Here is a 16,210-nt window from a genome sequence, read left to right on the forward strand (position 1 = left end):
GGTCGTGTGGCCTGGGCTCCCGCTTTCGCGGGAGCACGGCGTGGATTGAGGAGAGGGTTGATGGCTGCAGAGAAGGGAAGCGCGTTTTTGTTGAAGGTGGGCGATGGCGGCTCGCCGGTCGGCTTTGCGACGGTGGCGGGGCTGAGGACGACGCAGCTTTCGATCAACGGCGAGATGGTGGCGATCACGTCGAAGGATTCGGGCGGCTGGCGCGAATTGCTGTCGGGGGCGGGGGTGCGGTCGGTCAGCGTGTCGGGGGCGGGAATCTTTACCGGGTCGGCGGCCGAGACGCGGTTGAAGGGCAATGCCTTGTCTGGGGCGATCGACGATTATCGGCTGTCGTTCGAAGGGGGCGAGACGTTGACCGGGCGGTTCCTGGTGACGCGGCTGGACTATGCCGGGGACTATAATGGCGAGCGCAATTACACGTTGAGCCTGGAGAGTTCGGGCGTGGTGGTGTCGGCGTGACGGTTGCCAATCCGGTTCGGGGGGAGGCTTCGTTGCGAGTCTGCGGCGAGATGCTGATTTTGCGGCCCAGCTTTGCGGCGCTGGTGGCGGCGGAGGGCGAGGTTGGGCCGTTGTTCGCGCTGGTCGAGCGGGCGGCGGAAGGGCGTTTGTCGCTGGGCGAGCTGGTGGCGCTGTTCTGGCATTGCCGGTTCGATGCGCCCGAGGGGGTGACGCGCGAGCGGTTGGGCGAGGCGGTGGTGGCGGCCGGGTTGGCGCAGGTCACGCCGGTTTTGCGGGTGTTGTTGCAGCAGATTTTGGCGGGACGGTGAGCGCGAGGGGTGGGGCGTCGCCCCTCCACCATGCTTCGCATGGTCCCCCTCCCCGAGACGAACTCGGGGAGGATTTTGGGGGGTGTGCGCGGCGGCTGGCTGGGCTGGCTGGGCTGGCATTCGGGTGGGCGCCGGACGTGTTCTGGGGAGCTACGCCTGCCGAGCTGGGCGCGCTGGTCGAGGCGGCTTGCGGGGGTGAGGCGCGGGTCGATCCGCCGGACCGGGGGTTGGTCGCGCGGATGATGGAGGCGTTTCCGGATGGATGAGCTGGACGAGATGATCGTGTCGGTGCGGGCCGACACGCGGGGGTTTGCGCGCGACGTGGCGGAGATGCGCGGGGCGCTGGACGGGCCGCTGGTGGCGGGCGCGGACCGGGCGGGGCGGGCGATCGAGACGACGCTGCTGCGCGCGGTGCGAACCGGGAAATTGGGGTTCGAGGATCTGCGGCGCGTCGCGGTCGGCGTGATGGGCGAGATTGCCCAGGCGGCGATCGGCGGGGGGATCGCGTCGTTGCTGGGTNGCGCGCATCTCCGCTGAAAAGCTCGGCGCCAAGGTGGGTCGCACGCTCGACGTCATCATCGACGCGGTGGACGCGGAGAGCGGCGGCGCGACCGGTCGATCGAAAGCCGACGCGCCAGAGATCGACGGCGAAGTCCATCTGCGCGACGCGGGGCATCTGGCACAGGGCGACATCGTCCGCGTCGAAATCGAGGACGCCGACGAGCATGACCTGTTCGGGGTGCCCGTCGCCTGACACCACCGTCACCCCGGCCGTTGTGCCGGGGTCCACCGGGCGGCAAGTGCAATCGCCAGAAACTCCAGCCGAGCGCAAGCGGCTTAGTGGACCCCGGCACAACGGCCGGGGTGACGGAGTGGGCGTATCAGCCGATTGTCTGCCCGGTCTTCGCCCAATCGGCCATGAATCCTTCGATCCCCTTGTCGGTCAGCGGGTGCTTGACCAGCTGGCGGATCACCGCGGGGGGTGCGGTCATGACGTCCGCGCCGATCTTGGCGGCTTCCAGAATGTGGATGGGATGACGCACGCTTGCGACCAAAATCTCGGTCCGGAAGTCGTAATTGTCATAGATGATGCGGATATCGGAGATGAGCTGCATCCCGTCAAACCCGACATCGTCGTGGCGACCGACGAACGGCGAGATGAAGGTCGCCCCGGCCTTCGCCGCCAGCAGCGCCTGATTGGCGGAGAAGCAGAGCGTGACATTGACCATCGTCCCGTCGTCGCTCAGCGCCTTGCAGGTCTTCAGCCCGTCGATGGTCAGCGGCACTTTGACGGCGATATTGTCGGCGATTTTCCGCACGATTTCGGCCTCGCGCATCATGCCTTCATGGTCGATCGCGACGACCTCTGCGGAAACCGGTCCCTTCACGATTCCGGCGATCTCGCGCACCACTTCCAGGAAGTCGCGGCCCGATTTGTGGATCAGCGACGGGTTGGTGGTGACGCCATCGACCAAACCGCTGTCGGCAAGGTCGCGGATTTCAGCGGTGTCGGCGGTATCGACGAAGAACTTCATGACGGTTTCCTTGCAGATGTGTGACGCTTTGCGGGCGACTATGTTACAGGCCCCGCGCGCCGATTCGTGGCGCCTTATACCCGCGCGAACGATGCGCGACACCGGCCAAGGGAGTTCGATCCACTTGCGTACGCCATTTTTCGCAAGCCTGCTGCTCGCCAGCATCGCCAGTCCCGCATTCGCGCAGGACCAGGACCAGCAATTATGGGTCAAGCTGGCGGCGGGGACCGACCTTAGCGATACCACCGATCTGGGCTTTGAGATGAACCAGCGCTTCGGCAACGACGAAGGCGGCGTTATCGAAAGCCAGTATCTGGCCAAGATCGGCGTCGATATCGGCGGCGGTTTCAAGCTGACCGGCGGGATCAACCGCGTCGTGGGCGTATCGGACGGGCGGGTCGACAATACCGAATGGCGTCCGCGCCAGGAGATCGGCTTTCCGATCGCAGCGCTGGGGCGCGGTGCGATCGCGGGGCGCGTGCGGCTGGAACAGCGATTTCGCAGCGACGGCGACGATGTCGGTCACCGTGTCCGCCCCGAAATCACCTATGCATTGCCGCTGACAGAGACGCTCGAGCTCGAAATCGGGCACGAAAGCTATTTCAACCTGAACACCACCGATTTCGGCCAGCGGTCGGGCCATGAGCGGATGCGCAATTTCGCCGCGCTGGGCTTTCCCGTCGCGACGAATGTCAGTGCCTCGGTCGGGTATCTGAACCAGTATCGCTTCAATCGCGACGCGCGCGATCGGATGGAACACGCGCTGACGACGGGGCTGTCGGTCAAGTTTTAGGCGCCTCGCTAGGGCACATTCCAGACCGTCACCCCGGACTTGTTCCGGGGTCCACTAAGCCGCTTGCGTCTTGCTGGCACCACTGACCGATGCGGATGCCGCCTGGTGGACCCCGGAACAAGTCCGGGGTGACGATATCTAGGCGGCGAGGTTTACCCCAGCCGCCCCGCCGCCTATCTCCCCCCTCCATGTCCCGCGCGCGCGTCATCGTCCTCAATTCGGCCCTGGGCCCGCTCGATTACCGCGTTCCGCACGGGATGAGTGTCGAGCCGGGCAGCATCGTCGTCGCCCCGCTCGGACCGCGCCAGTTGATCGGCGTCGTGTGGGAACCGGAACGCCTACCGACCGAAGAGATCGGCGACAACCGCCTGCGCAACCTGCTCGGCGTGCTGGACGCGCCCCCGATTCCGGAGCCCCTTCGGCGGCTGGTCGAATGGACCGCGGACTATTACCTTGCGCCGCTGGCCAGCGTGTTGCGGATGACGCTCGCGTCCACTTCGGCATTGGAGGGCGCGCGCACCGCGACCGAATATCGAGCGACCGGGGTAACGCCGCCCCGCATGACGCCGCAACGCGAACAGGCGCTGGAGCGGATCGGCGATCGCCAGGGACTGGTGCGCGAATTGGCTGCCATCGCCGAAGTCTCCGACGCGGTGATCCGCGGCCTCGTCAAATCGGGCGCGCTGGAGGCGGTCGAGGTCGATATCGACGCGCCGTTCGCGATTCCCGAACCCGCGCACGCCCCGCCCGCGCTCAACCCCGAACAGGAAGCCGCCGCATCGACGCTGCGCCGCGCGGTCGCCGATCATGTCTTCCAGCCCTTCCTGCTCGACGGCGTGACAGGATCGGGCAAGACCGAAACCTATTTCGAAGGCGTGGCGCAAGCGATCGAAGCGGGGCGACAGACGCTGGTGCTGCTCCCCGAAATCGCTCTGACCCAGCCATTCCTCAAACGCTTCGCTGCGCGCTTCGGCGTGACGCCGGTCGCATGGCACAGCGACTTGCGCTCGTCGCAGCGCCGCCGCGCATGGCGCGAGATCGCCAGCGGACAAGCGCTGGTGACCGTCGGTGCGCGATCGGCTTTGTTCCTGCCTTACGCCAATCTCGGGCTGATCGTCGTCGACGAGGCGCATGAGACGAGCTTCAAGCAGGAGGACGGTGTCCATTACCACGCGCGCGACGTCGCGGTCATGCGGGGCAAGTTCGAACATTGCCCGGTAGTCCTGGCGTCCGCGACCCCCGCGATCGAAACCCGGCAACAGGTCGCGCTCGGGCGCTATGCCGAACTCAAGCTCCCCGGACGCTACGGCGCGGCGGAGATGCCCGCAATCGAAGCGATCGACCTGATCGCCGAGCCGCCCGAGCGCGGTCGCTGGATCGCGCCCACATTGGTCCGCGCGATCGACGAAACGCTCGCGCGCGGCGAACAGGTGCTGCTGTTCCTCAACCGTCGCGGCTATGCGCCGCTGACGCTCTGCCGGACGTGCGGGCACCGTTATCAATGCCCCAATTGCACCGCGTGGATGGTCGAGCACCGGCTGACGCGGCGGCTGGCTTGCCATCATTGCGGTCACCAGATCCCCACTCCCCGCGCGTGCGGCGAATGCGGCGCGGAGGAAGCGCTGGTCGCCTGCGGTCCCGGCGTCGAGCGTATCGCCGACGAGGTCGCAGCGCTTTATCCCGAGGCCCGCACTGCCGTCGTCACCTCAGACACGCTCTGGTCCCCGGCCCGCGCCGCCGAATTCGTCGAACGCATGGAAAGCGGCGCGATCGACATCGTCGTGGGAACACAGTTGGTGACCAAGGGCTATCACTTCCCCAATCTGACCCTGGTCGGGGTGATCGACGCCGACCTCGGCCTCGATGGCGGCGACCTGCGCGCGGCGGAACGCACCTTTCAACAGATCATGCAGGTGTCGGGGCGCGCAGGCCGCGGCGAAAAACCAGGCCGCGTCTTCATCCAGACCCACGCCCCCAACGCCCGCGTCATGCGCGCGCTCGTCACGGGTGACGACGCGACCTTCTACGCCGCCGAGACGGAAGCGCGCGAGGATGCAGGCGCCCCCCCCTTTGGCCGCTACGCCGCGATCATCATCTCATCCGAGGATCAGGATGCCGCGCGCGACACCGCCACCCGCATCGGTCGCGCCGCGCCGCAGGTGGAGGGAATGCACGTCTATGGCCCCGCCCCCGCCCCGTTGGCGATGCTGCGCGGCCGCCACCGTTTTCGGTTATTGGTCCACGCCCGCCGCGCGCTCGACGTGCAGGATGTGATCCGCGACTGGCTCGGCGCAGTGGACTGGCCGGGCAAGGTGCGCGTGGCAGTGGATGTTGACCCGTATAATTTCCTGTAATGCTTCCCCTTGAACGAGGCCGCGCTTTCGCCAAAGACGGGCGCGGAACTCCGGGGGCCACCACCACGACCATGATTCGTCTGATCGCCTTTCTCGCGCTCATATTGACGCTCGCCGTCCCGGCGCGCGCCGACGATATTTCGGCGTCGGGGCGGGGCGTCGTGCGGATCGTGGTGATCGCGGTGGTCGATGACGAAGTGGTGGGATTCGGCCACGGCAGCGGATTTGCGGTCGGCCCGAACCGGGTCGTCACCAACGCGCATGTCGTGGCACTCGTCCAGCGCTATCCGGGCAATGTCGTGATCGGCATCGTTCCGTCGGAGGGTAGCCAGGCGTTTCAGGGCCAGTTGGTCGCGCAGGACATCGACAAGGATCTGGCACTGATCGAATTTCGCGGCGAGCGCCTGCCCCCGCTGGCGCTCTATACCGGCTCGCTTGGCGAAGGCGAAAGCGTCTATGCACTCGGCTATCCCGGCAATGTCGATCTGGCGACCGCGCAGTCGGCCAACGACTATATCACCCCGCTAACCCCGGTTCGGACGCAGGGACTCTATTCGGGTCGCCGCTCGCTGATGGGGACGGAAGTCATGCTCCACACCGCATCGATCGCGCGGGGTAATTCGGGCGGGCCGCTGCTCGACCGGTGCGGGCGTGTGATCGGGATAAATTCGGCCTTCACGCGTGCCGACGAAGGCGACGCGGCGTTCGCCTTCGCGATTTCGGGCGCGGAGCTGCAATCCTTCCTGCGCGCTGCGGGTCAGGGCATGAACGCGGTCGGCGGACGCTGCACCAGCATCGAGGATAGCCTGGCCCAGGACCGCGCCGCCGGAGAACGCGCCGCCGCCGACGCCGCAGCCCGCACCGCCGCCGATGCCGAACGCGCACGACAGGCACACGAAACCGCGATCGATGCAGAGCGCGAACGTATCGATCTTGCGCGCGAAAATTACATGGCGATTGCCGCCTTCCTGCTGGTGCTCGGCGGGCTCAGTCTGGCGGGTGCGGCAATGCTCGCGACCAAGGGTCAGCGGCGCAACGCAATCGTCGCGGGGGTCGCGGGCGGCGTGCTGATGCTCGCGGCGCTCATCGTCTTCCTGCTGCGCCCGACATTCGACGCGCAGGCCGTTACCCTGCCCGCCGATACCACCGCGTCCGAGCCGCACATCGCGGCGACCGGCCCACTGGTCTGCACCCTGATCGCCGAACGGAGCCGGGTGACGGTGTCAAAGACCGATGACGTCCCGCTCGACTGGCAAGCCGAAGGCTGCATGAACGCCCGCACGCAATATGCCCAAACCCAATCCGGGTGGCAGCGCATTCTGGTGCCCGCGGACGAAGCGACCGTATCGGTGCTCGATTTCGATCCGCAGAGCGGCATCTATGTCAACAGCCGCTACCTGCTGACCGCACCGCAAATGGCCGAAGCACGCCGCCTGCGCAGCGAAGTCGAGCTGAAACAATGTTCGCGCAACCCCGACGCCGTGGGTCAATTGGGTGCCAAACAATCCGCGATCCGCAATAGCCTTCCCGCACTCCCGAACGAGCGGCTGGTCTATCGGTGCACCGGTGCCGAATAGCTACTCGCCCTCACGCTTCAACAACGCCCGCTTGCGCTCGACGCCGTAAGCATAGCCGCCGATTGATCCATCGGCGCGCTGGACGCGGTGGCAGGGGATGACGACCGCGACATTGTTCGCGCCGCACGCGGTGCCGGCTGCGCGCACCGCGCCGGGTTTGCCGATCGCGGCGGCGAGTTCGCCGTAGCTTCGGGTTTCGCCCGGCGGGATACGGCGCAGCGCCTGCCAGATCGCTTCCTGGAATGCCGTGCCTTGCACATCGAGCGGCAGGTCGCGGTCGCGGCCGGGGGTTTCGACCTCGGCAACGACACGCGCGGCCAATTGCGCTAGCGCCGCGCCGCCCTCGACGATCTCCGCGGCCGGAAAACGTTCTGCGAGTTCCAGCGGCCCTTCGTCGAAAGACACGCGGCACAACCCTTTTTTGGTGGCTGCGACGAGCAGTTTGCCCAGACTCGTGTCGGCGACGGTCCAGCGGATCGTCACCCCTGCTCCGCCGCGTTGCCATGCGCTGGGGGTCATCCCCAACCGCTTGCCCGCATGGTCGTAGAAACGGCTGGGCGCGGAATAGCCCGCGTCGTAGATCGCGTCTGCCACGCGATCCTCGCGGGTCAGGGCATCGCCTGCGCGCGTGGATTTCAGGCTGCGGGCATAGGCGGCGGGGGTGATGCCGGTGGCGCGTTTGAACAGTCGGTGGAAATGATGCGGGGCATAGCCGACGGCGCTCGCGACCGCGTCTAGCGAGGGCGCGTCCTCGGCCTGCTCGATCAGCGCAATGGCTTTGGCGACGGCAATCCGGTCACGCCCGACTTCATCGGGCTTGCAGCGCAGGCAGGCGCGATACCCCGCCGCACGTGCCGCTGCGCCATCGGAATAGAAGGACATGTTTTCGCGCAACGGACGGCGCGCCGGGCAGCTCGGCTTGCAATAGATGCCGGTGGTCTTCACCGCGCCGACGAAATGCCCGTCCAGCGATCGATTGCGCGCGACGAAGGCGGCCCATGCGGTGTCGGGGTCGATGGTGGTTTGCTGGGTCATGTTGCCGGTTTACGCGCTCGGGCGTTAGAGCGCATCCCGTGACTTGCGTCCAAAGCTTCCTTCAGCCGCCATTGGCACGGAACAGCGCCAGCGTACGCTCGCGCGCCAGATCGGCCGACGACTCGTGATAATCCTTGCGGCGATCCGAATTAAACCCGTGCCCGGCATCATAGACGAAGATTTCGGCATTGGCGGGCGCTTTGGCGATCATGGCCTCGACATCATCGACCGGGATGCCGCGATCATAGCGTCCGAAATGGGCCATGGTCGGCAAGCGGGGTTCTTCGGTCGTCTTGGGGATCAGGCTGCCATAATAGGCCGAAGCTGCCGCCACCCCCTTCAGCCGACACGCCGCGAACCAGGCGACCGAACCGCCATAGCAATAGCCGGCGACGAAAACGTGGCCGCGATCGGACAGCGCGTCGATGCAGGTCTGAACGTCGGACAGCGACTGGTCGAACGGGTGGAGCTTGCGCGCCAATTCGACCGCGCGGTCGAAATCGGGGCCGGTATAATCGGCCTCGAACCCCGGATGCTCGCGGTCGAACAACGCGGGGGCGAGCACTTCATAGCCCTCGCTGGCATAATCGTCGCATTGTTCGCGAATATGGTCGGTGACGCCAAAGATTTCCTGGACCAGGACGAGGCCGCCGCGGCGCTCTCCCGTGGACTTGGCGTGATAGACGGCGATGTCGGCACCATCGGCCATCTTCATGTGGATCGTCTCGCCGGTCATTTTCCACCCCTGCAAAAATTTCGTCATTCCAGCGAAAGCTGGAATCTCATGCGGCCTGAGACCCCAGCTTTCGCTGGGGTGACGCAATTGTGCGGATTAAGGGGGAGGCGGCGTGCCGCTGTCAATCATCGACGACCCGCTTCAGCCCTTTCGCAAGCCCCGCCCTGCCCGCCGCGTCCAGCTTCCCGAACACCGCACCCTCCACCCGCACCGCTACCGCATCCAGTTCCGGCACCAGCCGCGCGCCCGAGCCGGTCAGCGCGATCGTCTGCATCCGTCCGTCCCCGCGGCCCTTTGCACGCACCAGCAATTGCTTGGCCTTCAACCGATCGACCAGCTTGGTGACCGCGCCGCGCGTCATCCCCATCCGGTCGGCAAGCACGCTCGGTGCAACCGCGCCCGCCGCGTGCAGTTCGCGCAAGAGCGTCGCTTCCGCGGCGGTGACACCCTGCGCGCGCAGCGCCGCGGCTTCGGCCACCGCCAGCTTTCCCGCTGCGACCCGGAGCAGGGCACCAATCGATCGTTCAGGTTTTCCCATTCCGTCAAACTCGATCAAACCGGTTTCCTAGTCAACCAACATCAGACTCCATCTTGCATCCCCGCACCCCCGATGCTAACCGCGCCGCGAACCCATTGGGGGCCGCCCAGTCCGGCCCTCTTTTCGCATGGGGCCATCTTACTCGTCACACGGGGACCGTTACGCGTGGATCAATCCGCCGGTATTCAGGCAAGCCTTAGCGGGCGTTACGCCACTGCGCTGTTCGAATTGGCCAGCAACGCCAAGACGATCGACGCGGTCGAAGCGAGCCTGATCAAGGTCCGCCAGGCACTCAGCGAATCGGCCGAGTTCGCGAAGCTTGCAGCCAGCCCGCTGGTCGGTCGCGCTGCGGCGTCGAGCGCGGTGACCGCTGCCGCCGACGTGATGGCGCTCGACCCGACCACGAAGAATTTCCTGGGCGTGCTGGCGCAGAACCGCCGCTTGTCGAGCCTGTCGGCCATCATCCGCGATTTCCGCGCGTTGGCCGCACGCCATCGCGGCGAAGTGACCGCAGAGGTCGCCTCCGCCCACCCGCTCACCGACGATCAGGTCAAGGAACTGAAACAGGCGCTGCGCAGCCGCGTCGGCCGTGACGTCACCCTCGACCTTCGCGTCGATCCCTCGCTTCTTGGCGGCCTGATCGTGAAGGTCGGCAGCCAGATGATCGATTCGTCGATCAAGACCCGCATCAACACCCTCGCGCACGCGATGAAAGGCTAAGGCACGACAATGGATATCCGCGCCGCAGAAATCTCGAAGGTCATCAAGGACCAGATCGCCAGCTTCGGCACCGAAGCGCAAGTCAGCGAAACCGGCCAGGTGCTGTCGGTCGGCGACGGCATCGCGCGCATCCACGGCCTGGACAATGTCCAGGCGGGCGAAATGGTCGAGTTCGCCAATGGCGTGCAGGGCATGGCGCTGAACCTTGAGGCCGACAATGTCGGTGTCGTGATCTTCGGCTCGGACAGCGAGATCAAGGAAGGCGACGTCGTCAAGCGGACCGGCACCATCGTCGACGTTCCCGTCGGTCGTGGCCTGCTCGGTCGCGTGGTCGATGGTCTGGGCAACCCGATCGACGGCAAGGGCCCGATCGAGTTCACCGAGCGCAAGCGCGTCGAAGTGAAGGCACCCGGCATCATCCCGCGCAAATCGGTGAACGAGCCGATGCAGACCGGCCTGAAGGCGATCGACGCGCTCGTCCCCGTCGGCCGCGGTCAGCGCGAGCTGATCATCGGCGATCGCCAGACCGGCAAGACCGCCGTCGCGATCGACGCCTTCATCAATCAGAAGACCGCCAATGCGGGCACCGACGAATCGAAGAAGCTGTACTGCATCTACGTCGCGATCGGGCAGAAGCGCTCGACCGTCGCGCAGATCGTCCGTCAGCTCGAGGAATCGGGCGCGATGGAATATTCGATCGTCGTCGCCGCGACCGCGTCGGAGCCTGCACCGCTCCAGTTCCTCGCACCGTACACCGGCTGCACCATGGGCGAATTTTTCCGCGACAACGGCATGCACGCTGTCATCGTCTATGACGATCTGTCGAAGCAGGCGGTCGCCTATCGCCAGATGTCGCTGCTGCTGCGTCGTCCTCCGGGTCGCGAAGCCTATCCCGGCGACGTTTTCTATCTCCACTCGCGCCTGCTCGAGCGCGCGGCGAAGATGAACGATGCAAACGGCAACGGTTCGCTGACCGCACTGCCGATCATCGAAACCCAGGCAGGCGACGTGTCGGCCTATATTCCGACCAACGTGATTTCGATCACCGACGGCCAGATCTTCCTCGAAACCGACCTGTTCTTCGCGGGCATCCGCCCTGCGATCAACGTCGGCCTGTCGGTCAGCCGCGTCGGTTCCGCCGCGCAGACCAAGGCAATGAAGAAGGTTTCGGGCTCGATCAAGCTGGAGCTGGCGCAGTACCGCGAAATGGCGGCATTCGCGCAGTTCGGCTCCGATCTCGATGCATCGACGCAAAAGCTGCTCAACCGCGGCGCGCGCCTGACCGAATTGCTGAAGCAGGCGCAGTTCTCGCCGATGCCTTTCGAAGAACAGACGGTGTCGATCTTCGCCGGCACCAACGGCTATATCGACGCCGTGCCGGTGACCGACGTGGTCCGCTACGAACAGGCGCTGCTTGCCGACATGCGGGCGAACCATGCCGACATCCTGACCACGATCCGCGACACCAAGGATCTGGGCGACGAGGTCAAGGGCAAGCTCAAGGCGGCACTCGACCAGTTCGCAAAGACGTTTGCGTAATTGAAACCGTCACCCCAGCGAAAGCTGGGGTCTCGGGCCGCCAGCGCGCGGTTTGTTACACGAGATCCCAGCTTTCGCTGGGATGACGAGGTAGGAAGAACATGGCCTCTCTCAAGGCGCTGAAAATCCGGATCGGGTCGGTCAAATCGACCCAGAAGATCACCAAGGCGATGAAGATGGTCGCCGCGGCGAAGCTGCGTCGTGCGCAGGACGCAGCCGAAGCCGGTCGTCCCTATGCCGAACGGCTGGAAGCCGTCGTCGCCAGCCTGGCGTCGAAGGTTACCGTCAATGAAAGCTCGTCGCCCCTGCTCGCGGGCACCGGTCGCGACCAGAAATATCTGTTCGTGGTCGCCACGTCGGACAAGGGACTGGCGGGCGCGTTCAATTCCAACATCGCACGCCTCGCCCGTCGCGAAGCCGACAAGCTGATCGCGCAAGGCAAAGACGTCCACTTCTACACGATCGGTAAAAAGGGCCGCGCCGCGCTCAACCGTCTTTATCGCGAGCGGATGAAGCACGGGATCGAACCCGGCGATCTGGGCAAACTGAACTTTGCGGATGCACGCGGCTATGCCGACGACCTGATCGCCCGCTTCGAAGCCAGCGAGTTCGACGTCGCTTACCTCTTCTATTCGACCTTCAAATCGGTTCTGACCCAGGAACCGACGATGCAGCAGATCCTGCCGATTGCGCTGCCCAAGGTCGCGGCCAACGCTGCGCCCGAACTCGATGGCGGTGCAGTCGTCACGTACGAACCCGATGAGGAAGCGATCCTCGCCGATCTGCTCCCGCGCGGTGTCGCGATCCAGATCTTCCGCGCGATGCGGGAGAATGCCGCGTCCGAACAGGGGTCGAAAATGACCGCGATGGACAATGCGACGCGCAACGCCGGCGACCTGATCAAGCGCCTGAACATCGAATATAACCGCCAGCGTCAGGCCGCGATCACGACCGAACTGGTAGAAATCATCTCGGGCGCAGAAGCCCTTTAATCATACCGTCACCCCAGCGAAAGCTGGGGTCTCGGGCCACAAGGACGCCCTCTCGTGGAGGGATATCCCAGCCTTCGCTGGGATGACGAAAAAGAAGGCAAGGAACGAAGCCATGGCAACCGCCGCAGATACCCTCGCCCCAAAGGCGACCACCAATAACGTAGGCCGCATTTCGCAGGTCATCGGCGCAGTCGTCGACGTGACTTTCGAACAGGACAAGCTGCCCGCGATTCTGGCCGCGCTGGAAACCGATAACAACGGCAACCGCCTGGTCCTCGAAGTCGCGCAGCATCTGGGCGAGAACACCGTCCGCACGATCGCGATGGACGCGACCGACGGCCTGACCCGCGGCCAAAGCGTGACCGACACCGGCTCGCAGATTCGCGTCCCCGTCGGTCCCAAGACGCTCGGCCGCATCCTGAACGTCGTCGGCGAGCCGATCGACGAGCGTGGCCCCGTCGGCCACACCGACACGATGCCGATCCACGCATCGGCGCCGTTGTTCGTCGATCAGTCGACCGAAAGCGCGATTCTCGTCACGGGCATCAAGGTCATCGACTTGCTCGCGCCTTATGCAAAGGGCGGCAAGATCGGGCTTTTCGGGGGCGCAGGCGTCGGCAAGACGGTTCTGATCCAGGAACTGATCAACAACATCGCCAAGGGTCATGGCGGCACCTCGGTATTCGCAGGCGTCGGTGAGCGCACCCGCGAAGGCAACGATCTCTACCACGAATTCCTCGACGCAGGCGTTATCGCCAAAGATGCCGATGGCAATCCGCAATCGGAGGGATCGAAGGTTGCGCTGGTATACGGCCAGATGAACGAGCCCCCCGGCGCACGCGCACGCGTCGCGCTGTCGGGCCTGACCATCGCCGAATATTTCCGCGACGTCGAAGGCCAGGACGTGTTGTTCTTCGTCGACAACATCTTCCGCTTCACCCAGGCCGGTTCGGAAGTGTCGGCGCTGTTGGGCCGTATTCCATCGGCCGTGGGGTACCAACCCACACTATCGACCGACATGGGCGCACTTCAGGAGCGGATCACCTCGACCAACAAGGGCTCAATCACCTCGGTTCAGGCTATCTACGTCCCCGCCGACGATTTGACCGATCCGGCCCCTGCAACCTCGTTCGCTCACTTGGACGCGACCACGGTTCTCAACCGTGCGATCTCCGAACTGGGCATCTATCCTGCGGTCGATCCGCTCGATTCGACCAGCCGCGTGCTGGAACCGCGCGTCGTCGGCCAGGAGCATTACGAGACCGCACGTGCGGTCCAGTCTACCCTGCAAAAGTACAAGTCGCTTCAGGACATCATCGCCATCCTCGGCATGGACGAGCTGAGCGAAGAGGATAAGCTGATCGTGACGCGCGCGCGCAAGATCCAGCGCTTCCTGTCGCAGCCCTTCCACGTCGCCGAAGTCTTCACCGGTATTTCGGGCAAGTTCGTCCAGCTCGAAGACACGATCAAATCGTTCAAGGCGGTGGTTGAAGGTGAATATGACCATCTGCCGGAGTCGGCATTCTACATGGTCGGCGGCATCGAAGACGTGAAGGCCAAAGCCCAGAAAATGGCCGACGAGGCTTAAACTAATTCCCCTCCCGCTTGCGGGAGGGGCTAGGGGAGGGCTTGTTCCCGGTGGACTAGAGCTCTCCCACATTCCCTCCCCCGACCCCTCCCGCAAGCGGGAGGGGAGTGAGAAGCGAAAAAATGCTGCACTTCGAACTCGTCACTCCTGAAAAGCTCGTCCGGTCCGAGGATGTGTACATGGTCGTCGTCCCCGGCACCGAGGGCGATTTCGGCGTGCTCGAAGGCCATGCCCCGCTGATGTCCACCATCCGCGACGGTGACCTCGCGATCTATCGCACCGAAAAGGGCGAGCCCGAGACGATCCGCATCCAGGGCGGCTTTGCCGAGGTGGGGACCAAGGGGCTGACGGTGCTGGCCGAACAGGTCGGCTGAGCGGCGCAATAACATGCCTTCCCGAATTGGTTAGGCAATTGTAAAACCTTCGCCCGTAATCCTGTCGTCCAAGCATAGTGGGGCGATGAGGACGTAGAATGAGTGCATTCGGACGACGCAGTGGACCCGGCGGGACGGGTGGTCGGCCCGCATTCGGTGTCGCACGACCGATGCAGGGCGGAGGCGCGCGACCTGCCGAACCCGATCACGGAACGCAATTCCCGCCGATCGAGCCCGCTGCGCTGGGTGCGGCTGAACCGTCCTTCGGTTCGGAACCCGCTATCGCCGGTCCGAATGACGCCGCGCTGCAACGACTCGCCGACCGTCAGGCAACGTCGGGCGAAGCGGGCAACAGCCGGGTCGAAGGATTCGAAAGCTCGATCCACCGTATCAAGGAACAGGTGTTGCCCCGCCTGCTCGAACGCGTCGATCCAGAAGCCGCGGCAACGCTCAGCAAGGACGAACTGGCCGAAGAATTCCGCCCGATCATCGGCGAGGTGCTGGCCGAGCTGAAACTGACGCTCAACCGCCGCGAACAGTTCGCGCTGGAAAAGGTGCTGGTCGATGAATTGCTGGGTCTCGGCCCGCTTGAGGAATTGCTCGCCGACGCCAATATTTCCGACATCATGGTCAACGGACCAGAGCAGACCTATGTCGAGCGCAAGGGCAAGCTTGAACTCGCCAATATCCAGTTTCGCGACGAGGAACATCTGTTCCAAATCGCGCAGCGCATCTGTAACTCGGTCGGTCGCCGTGTCGATCAGACCACGCCGCTGGCCGACGCCCGTCTTAAGGACGGTTCCCGCGTCAACGTGATCGTGCCGCCGCTGTCGCTTCGAGGCACCGCGATCTCGATCCGTAAATTCTCGGCCAAACCGATCACGCTCGATATGATGGCGGGCTTCGGCTCGATGTCGTCGCAAATGGCGACTGCTTTGAAGATAGCGGGCGCGTGCCGGTTCAACGTTGTCATCTCCGGCGGTACGGGTTCGGGCAAGACGACGATGCTCAACGCGTTGTCGAAAATGATCGACCCCGGTGAGCGCGTGCTGACGATCGAGGATGCCGCCGAACTCCGCCTGCAACAGCCGCACTGGCTGCCGCTGGAAACCCGCCCGCCCAATCTGGAGGGTCAAGGCGAAATCACCATCCGCGATCTCGTCAAGAACGCGCTGCGTATGCGTCCCGATCGCATCATCCTGGGCGAAATTCGTGGCTCCGAATGTTTCGACCTGCTTGCCGCGATGAACACGGGTCACGATGGATCGATGGCGACGCTCCACTCCAACTCCCCACGCGAATGCCTGGCGCGTATGGAGAACATGGTGATGATGTCGGACATCAAGGTGCCCAAGGAAGCGATTTCGCGCCAGATCGCCGATTCGGTCGACCTGATTGTCCAGGTGAAGCGCCTGCGCGACGGCTCGCGCCGCGTGACGAACATCACGGAAGTCATCGGCATGGAAGGCCCGGTGATCGTCACGCAGGAATTGTTCAAATTCGAATATCTCGACGAAAGCGCCGACGGCAAGATCGTCGGCGAATATCGATCGATGGGCCTGCGCCCCTATACTTTGGAAAAGGCCAAAATGTTCGGCTTCGACCAGGCGATGCTCGAGGCGTGTTTGTAAACGTAAATCCTCCCCATCGTGG

Annotated in this window: 16 protein-coding genes and 2 pseudogenes; 14 read left to right on the forward strand and 4 right to left on the reverse strand. The window is 64.6% G+C overall.

Translation table 11 applies throughout. From position 1 onward, the window contains the following. Positions 1-60 precede the first annotated feature (60 nt). The 5 genes and pseudogenes from ENHY17A_RS02565 to ENHY17A_RS02585 form a co-directional block, all read left to right on the forward strand. Positions 61-468: a phage major tail protein, TP901-1 family gene (locus ENHY17A_RS02565; protein WP_159709783.1), complete on the forward strand. Its 408-nt coding sequence runs from the start codon at positions 61-63 to the stop codon at positions 466-468. Further along, positions 465-776, forward strand: a complete 312-nt coding sequence (locus tag ENHY17A_RS02570) for a gene transfer agent family protein (RefSeq protein WP_159709785.1) — start codon at positions 465-467, stop codon at positions 774-776. Before ENHY17A_RS02565 ends, ENHY17A_RS02570 begins: the two co-directional genes overlap by 4 nt. A 137-nt stretch (positions 777-913) precedes the next feature. Then, the gene (locus ENHY17A_RS14670) at positions 914-1,042 is read left to right on the forward strand and encodes a phage tail assembly chaperone (protein ID WP_328799125.1); all 129 of its coding nucleotides are present in this window, start codon (positions 914-916) and stop codon (positions 1,040-1,042) included. Further along, positions 1,035-1,295, forward strand: a pseudogene (locus tag ENHY17A_RS02580) (tail tape measure protein); the annotation flags it as partial. The gene ENHY17A_RS14670 and the pseudogene ENHY17A_RS02580, both read left to right, overlap by 8 nt. A 1-nt stretch (position 1,296) precedes the next feature. Then, positions 1,297-1,530, forward strand: a pseudogene (locus tag ENHY17A_RS02585) (TRAM domain-containing protein); the annotation flags it as partial. A 127-nt stretch (positions 1,531-1,657) separates the two neighbouring features. Here the strand turns inward: ENHY17A_RS02585 and fsa are convergent. After that, positions 1,658-2,311: a fructose-6-phosphate aldolase gene (gene fsa, locus ENHY17A_RS02590; protein WP_159709792.1), complete on the reverse strand. Its 654-nt coding sequence runs from the start codon at positions 2,309-2,311 to the stop codon at positions 1,658-1,660. Positions 2,312-2,435: 124 nt separating this feature from the next. Here fsa and ENHY17A_RS02595 point away from each other — a divergent pair, with 124 nt between their 5' ends. From ENHY17A_RS02595 to ENHY17A_RS02605, 3 genes are all read left to right on the forward strand, one after another. Beyond that, positions 2,436-3,104, forward strand: a complete 669-nt coding sequence (locus tag ENHY17A_RS02595; RefSeq protein ID WP_159709794.1) for a DUF2490 domain-containing protein — start codon at positions 2,436-2,438, stop codon at positions 3,102-3,104. 188 nt (positions 3,105-3,292) lie between these two features. Next, complete coding sequence (locus tag ENHY17A_RS02600) at positions 3,293-5,458, forward strand: primosomal protein N' (RefSeq protein ID WP_159709796.1); 2,166 nt, start codon at positions 3,293-3,295, stop codon at positions 5,456-5,458. A gap of 71 nt (positions 5,459-5,529) precedes the next feature. Continuing rightward, positions 5,530-7,035, forward strand: coding sequence for a S1 family peptidase (locus tag ENHY17A_RS02605; protein ID WP_159709798.1), 1,506 nt, complete (start codon positions 5,530-5,532; stop codon positions 7,033-7,035). Here the strand turns inward: ENHY17A_RS02605 and ada are convergent, their stop codons facing one another. From ada to ENHY17A_RS02620, 3 genes are all read right to left on the reverse strand, one after another. Then, positions 7,036-8,070: a bifunctional DNA-binding transcriptional regulator/O6-methylguanine-DNA methyltransferase Ada gene (gene ada / locus ENHY17A_RS02610; RefSeq protein ID WP_159709800.1), complete on the reverse strand. Its 1,035-nt coding sequence runs from the start codon at positions 8,068-8,070 to the stop codon at positions 7,036-7,038. Positions 8,071-8,131: 61 nt separating this feature from the next. Then, the gene (locus ENHY17A_RS02615) at positions 8,132-8,833 is read right to left on the reverse strand and encodes a dienelactone hydrolase family protein (RefSeq protein WP_236547707.1); all 702 of its coding nucleotides are present in this window, start codon (positions 8,831-8,833) and stop codon (positions 8,132-8,134) included. Positions 8,834-8,927: 94 nt separating this feature from the next. Next, entirely contained in the window at positions 8,928-9,344 is a 417-nt protein-coding gene (locus ENHY17A_RS02620) for a MarR family winged helix-turn-helix transcriptional regulator (protein ID WP_159709804.1), read from the reverse strand. Positions 9,345-9,509: 165 nt separating this feature from the next. On the opposite strand from ENHY17A_RS02620, the gene ENHY17A_RS02625 reads away from it, so the two are divergent. The 6 genes from ENHY17A_RS02625 (at position 9,510) to ENHY17A_RS02650 (ending at position 16,188) form a co-directional block, all read left to right on the forward strand. Continuing rightward, entirely contained in the window at positions 9,510-10,064 is a 555-nt protein-coding gene (locus ENHY17A_RS02625) for a F0F1 ATP synthase subunit delta (protein WP_159709806.1), read from the forward strand. Between the two features lie 9 nt (positions 10,065-10,073). Continuing rightward, positions 10,074-11,603, forward strand: coding sequence for a F0F1 ATP synthase subunit alpha (gene atpA / locus ENHY17A_RS02630; protein WP_159709808.1), 1,530 nt, complete (start codon positions 10,074-10,076; stop codon positions 11,601-11,603). Positions 11,604-11,704: 101 nt separating this feature from the next. Further along, positions 11,705-12,595, forward strand: a complete 891-nt coding sequence (locus ENHY17A_RS02635; protein WP_159709810.1) for a F0F1 ATP synthase subunit gamma — start codon at positions 11,705-11,707, stop codon at positions 12,593-12,595. Positions 12,596-12,707: 112 nt separating this feature from the next. Next, positions 12,708-14,183: a F0F1 ATP synthase subunit beta gene (gene atpD, locus ENHY17A_RS02640; protein WP_159709812.1), complete on the forward strand. Its 1,476-nt coding sequence runs from the start codon at positions 12,708-12,710 to the stop codon at positions 14,181-14,183. Positions 14,184-14,305: 122 nt separating this feature from the next. Beyond that, the gene (locus ENHY17A_RS02645) at positions 14,306-14,557 is read left to right on the forward strand and encodes an ATP synthase F1 subunit epsilon (protein WP_159714059.1); all 252 of its coding nucleotides are present in this window, start codon (positions 14,306-14,308) and stop codon (positions 14,555-14,557) included. Positions 14,558-14,655: 98 nt separating this feature from the next. Beyond that, positions 14,656-16,188 carry a CpaF family protein gene (locus ENHY17A_RS02650; protein WP_159709814.1) on the forward strand — a complete coding sequence of 511 codons (1,533 nt, stop codon included), beginning with the start codon at positions 14,656-14,658 and terminating at the stop codon, positions 16,186-16,188. Positions 16,189-16,210 lie beyond the last annotated feature (22 nt).

Source organism: Sphingomonas sp. AX6 (assembly GCF_902506605.1).
In the GTDB taxonomy this organism is placed as follows: Bacteria; Pseudomonadota; Alphaproteobacteria; order Sphingomonadales; family Sphingomonadaceae; genus Sphingomonas.

Excerpts from the sequence above, each read along its gene's own strand:
- ENHY17A_RS02620 (WP_159709804.1), bottom strand. The coding sequence starts at position 9,344 with ATGGGAAAACCTGAACGATCGATTGGTGCCCTGCTCCGGGTCGCAGCG.
- atpD (WP_159709812.1), top strand. The coding sequence starts at position 12,708 with ATGGCAACCGCCGCAGATACCCTCGCCCCAAAGGCGACCACCAATAAC.
- atpA (WP_159709808.1), top strand. The coding sequence starts at position 10,074 with ATGGATATCCGCGCCGCAGAAATCTCGAAGGTCATCAAGGACCAGATC.
- fsa (WP_159709792.1), bottom strand. The coding sequence starts at position 2,311 with ATGAAGTTCTTCGTCGATACCGCCGACACCGCTGAAATCCGCGACCTT.
- ENHY17A_RS02565 (WP_159709783.1), top strand. The coding sequence starts at position 61 with ATGGCTGCAGAGAAGGGAAGCGCGTTTTTGTTGAAGGTGGGCGATGGC.
- ENHY17A_RS02615 (WP_236547707.1), bottom strand. The coding sequence starts at position 8,833 with ATGACGAAATTTTTGCAGGGGTGGAAAATGACCGGCGAGACGATCCAC.
- ENHY17A_RS02600 (WP_159709796.1), top strand. The coding sequence starts at position 3,293 with ATGTCCCGCGCGCGCGTCATCGTCCTCAATTCGGCCCTGGGCCCGCTC.
- ENHY17A_RS02645 (WP_159714059.1), top strand. The coding sequence starts at position 14,306 with ATGCTGCACTTCGAACTCGTCACTCCTGAAAAGCTCGTCCGGTCCGAG.
- ENHY17A_RS02635 (WP_159709810.1), top strand. The coding sequence starts at position 11,705 with ATGGCCTCTCTCAAGGCGCTGAAAATCCGGATCGGGTCGGTCAAATCG.
- ENHY17A_RS02605 (WP_159709798.1), top strand. The coding sequence starts at position 5,530 with ATGATTCGTCTGATCGCCTTTCTCGCGCTCATATTGACGCTCGCCGTC.
- ada (WP_159709800.1), bottom strand. The coding sequence starts at position 8,070 with ATGACCCAGCAAACCACCATCGACCCCGACACCGCATGGGCCGCCTTC.
- ENHY17A_RS02650 (WP_159709814.1), top strand. The coding sequence starts at position 14,656 with ATGAGTGCATTCGGACGACGCAGTGGACCCGGCGGGACGGGTGGTCGG.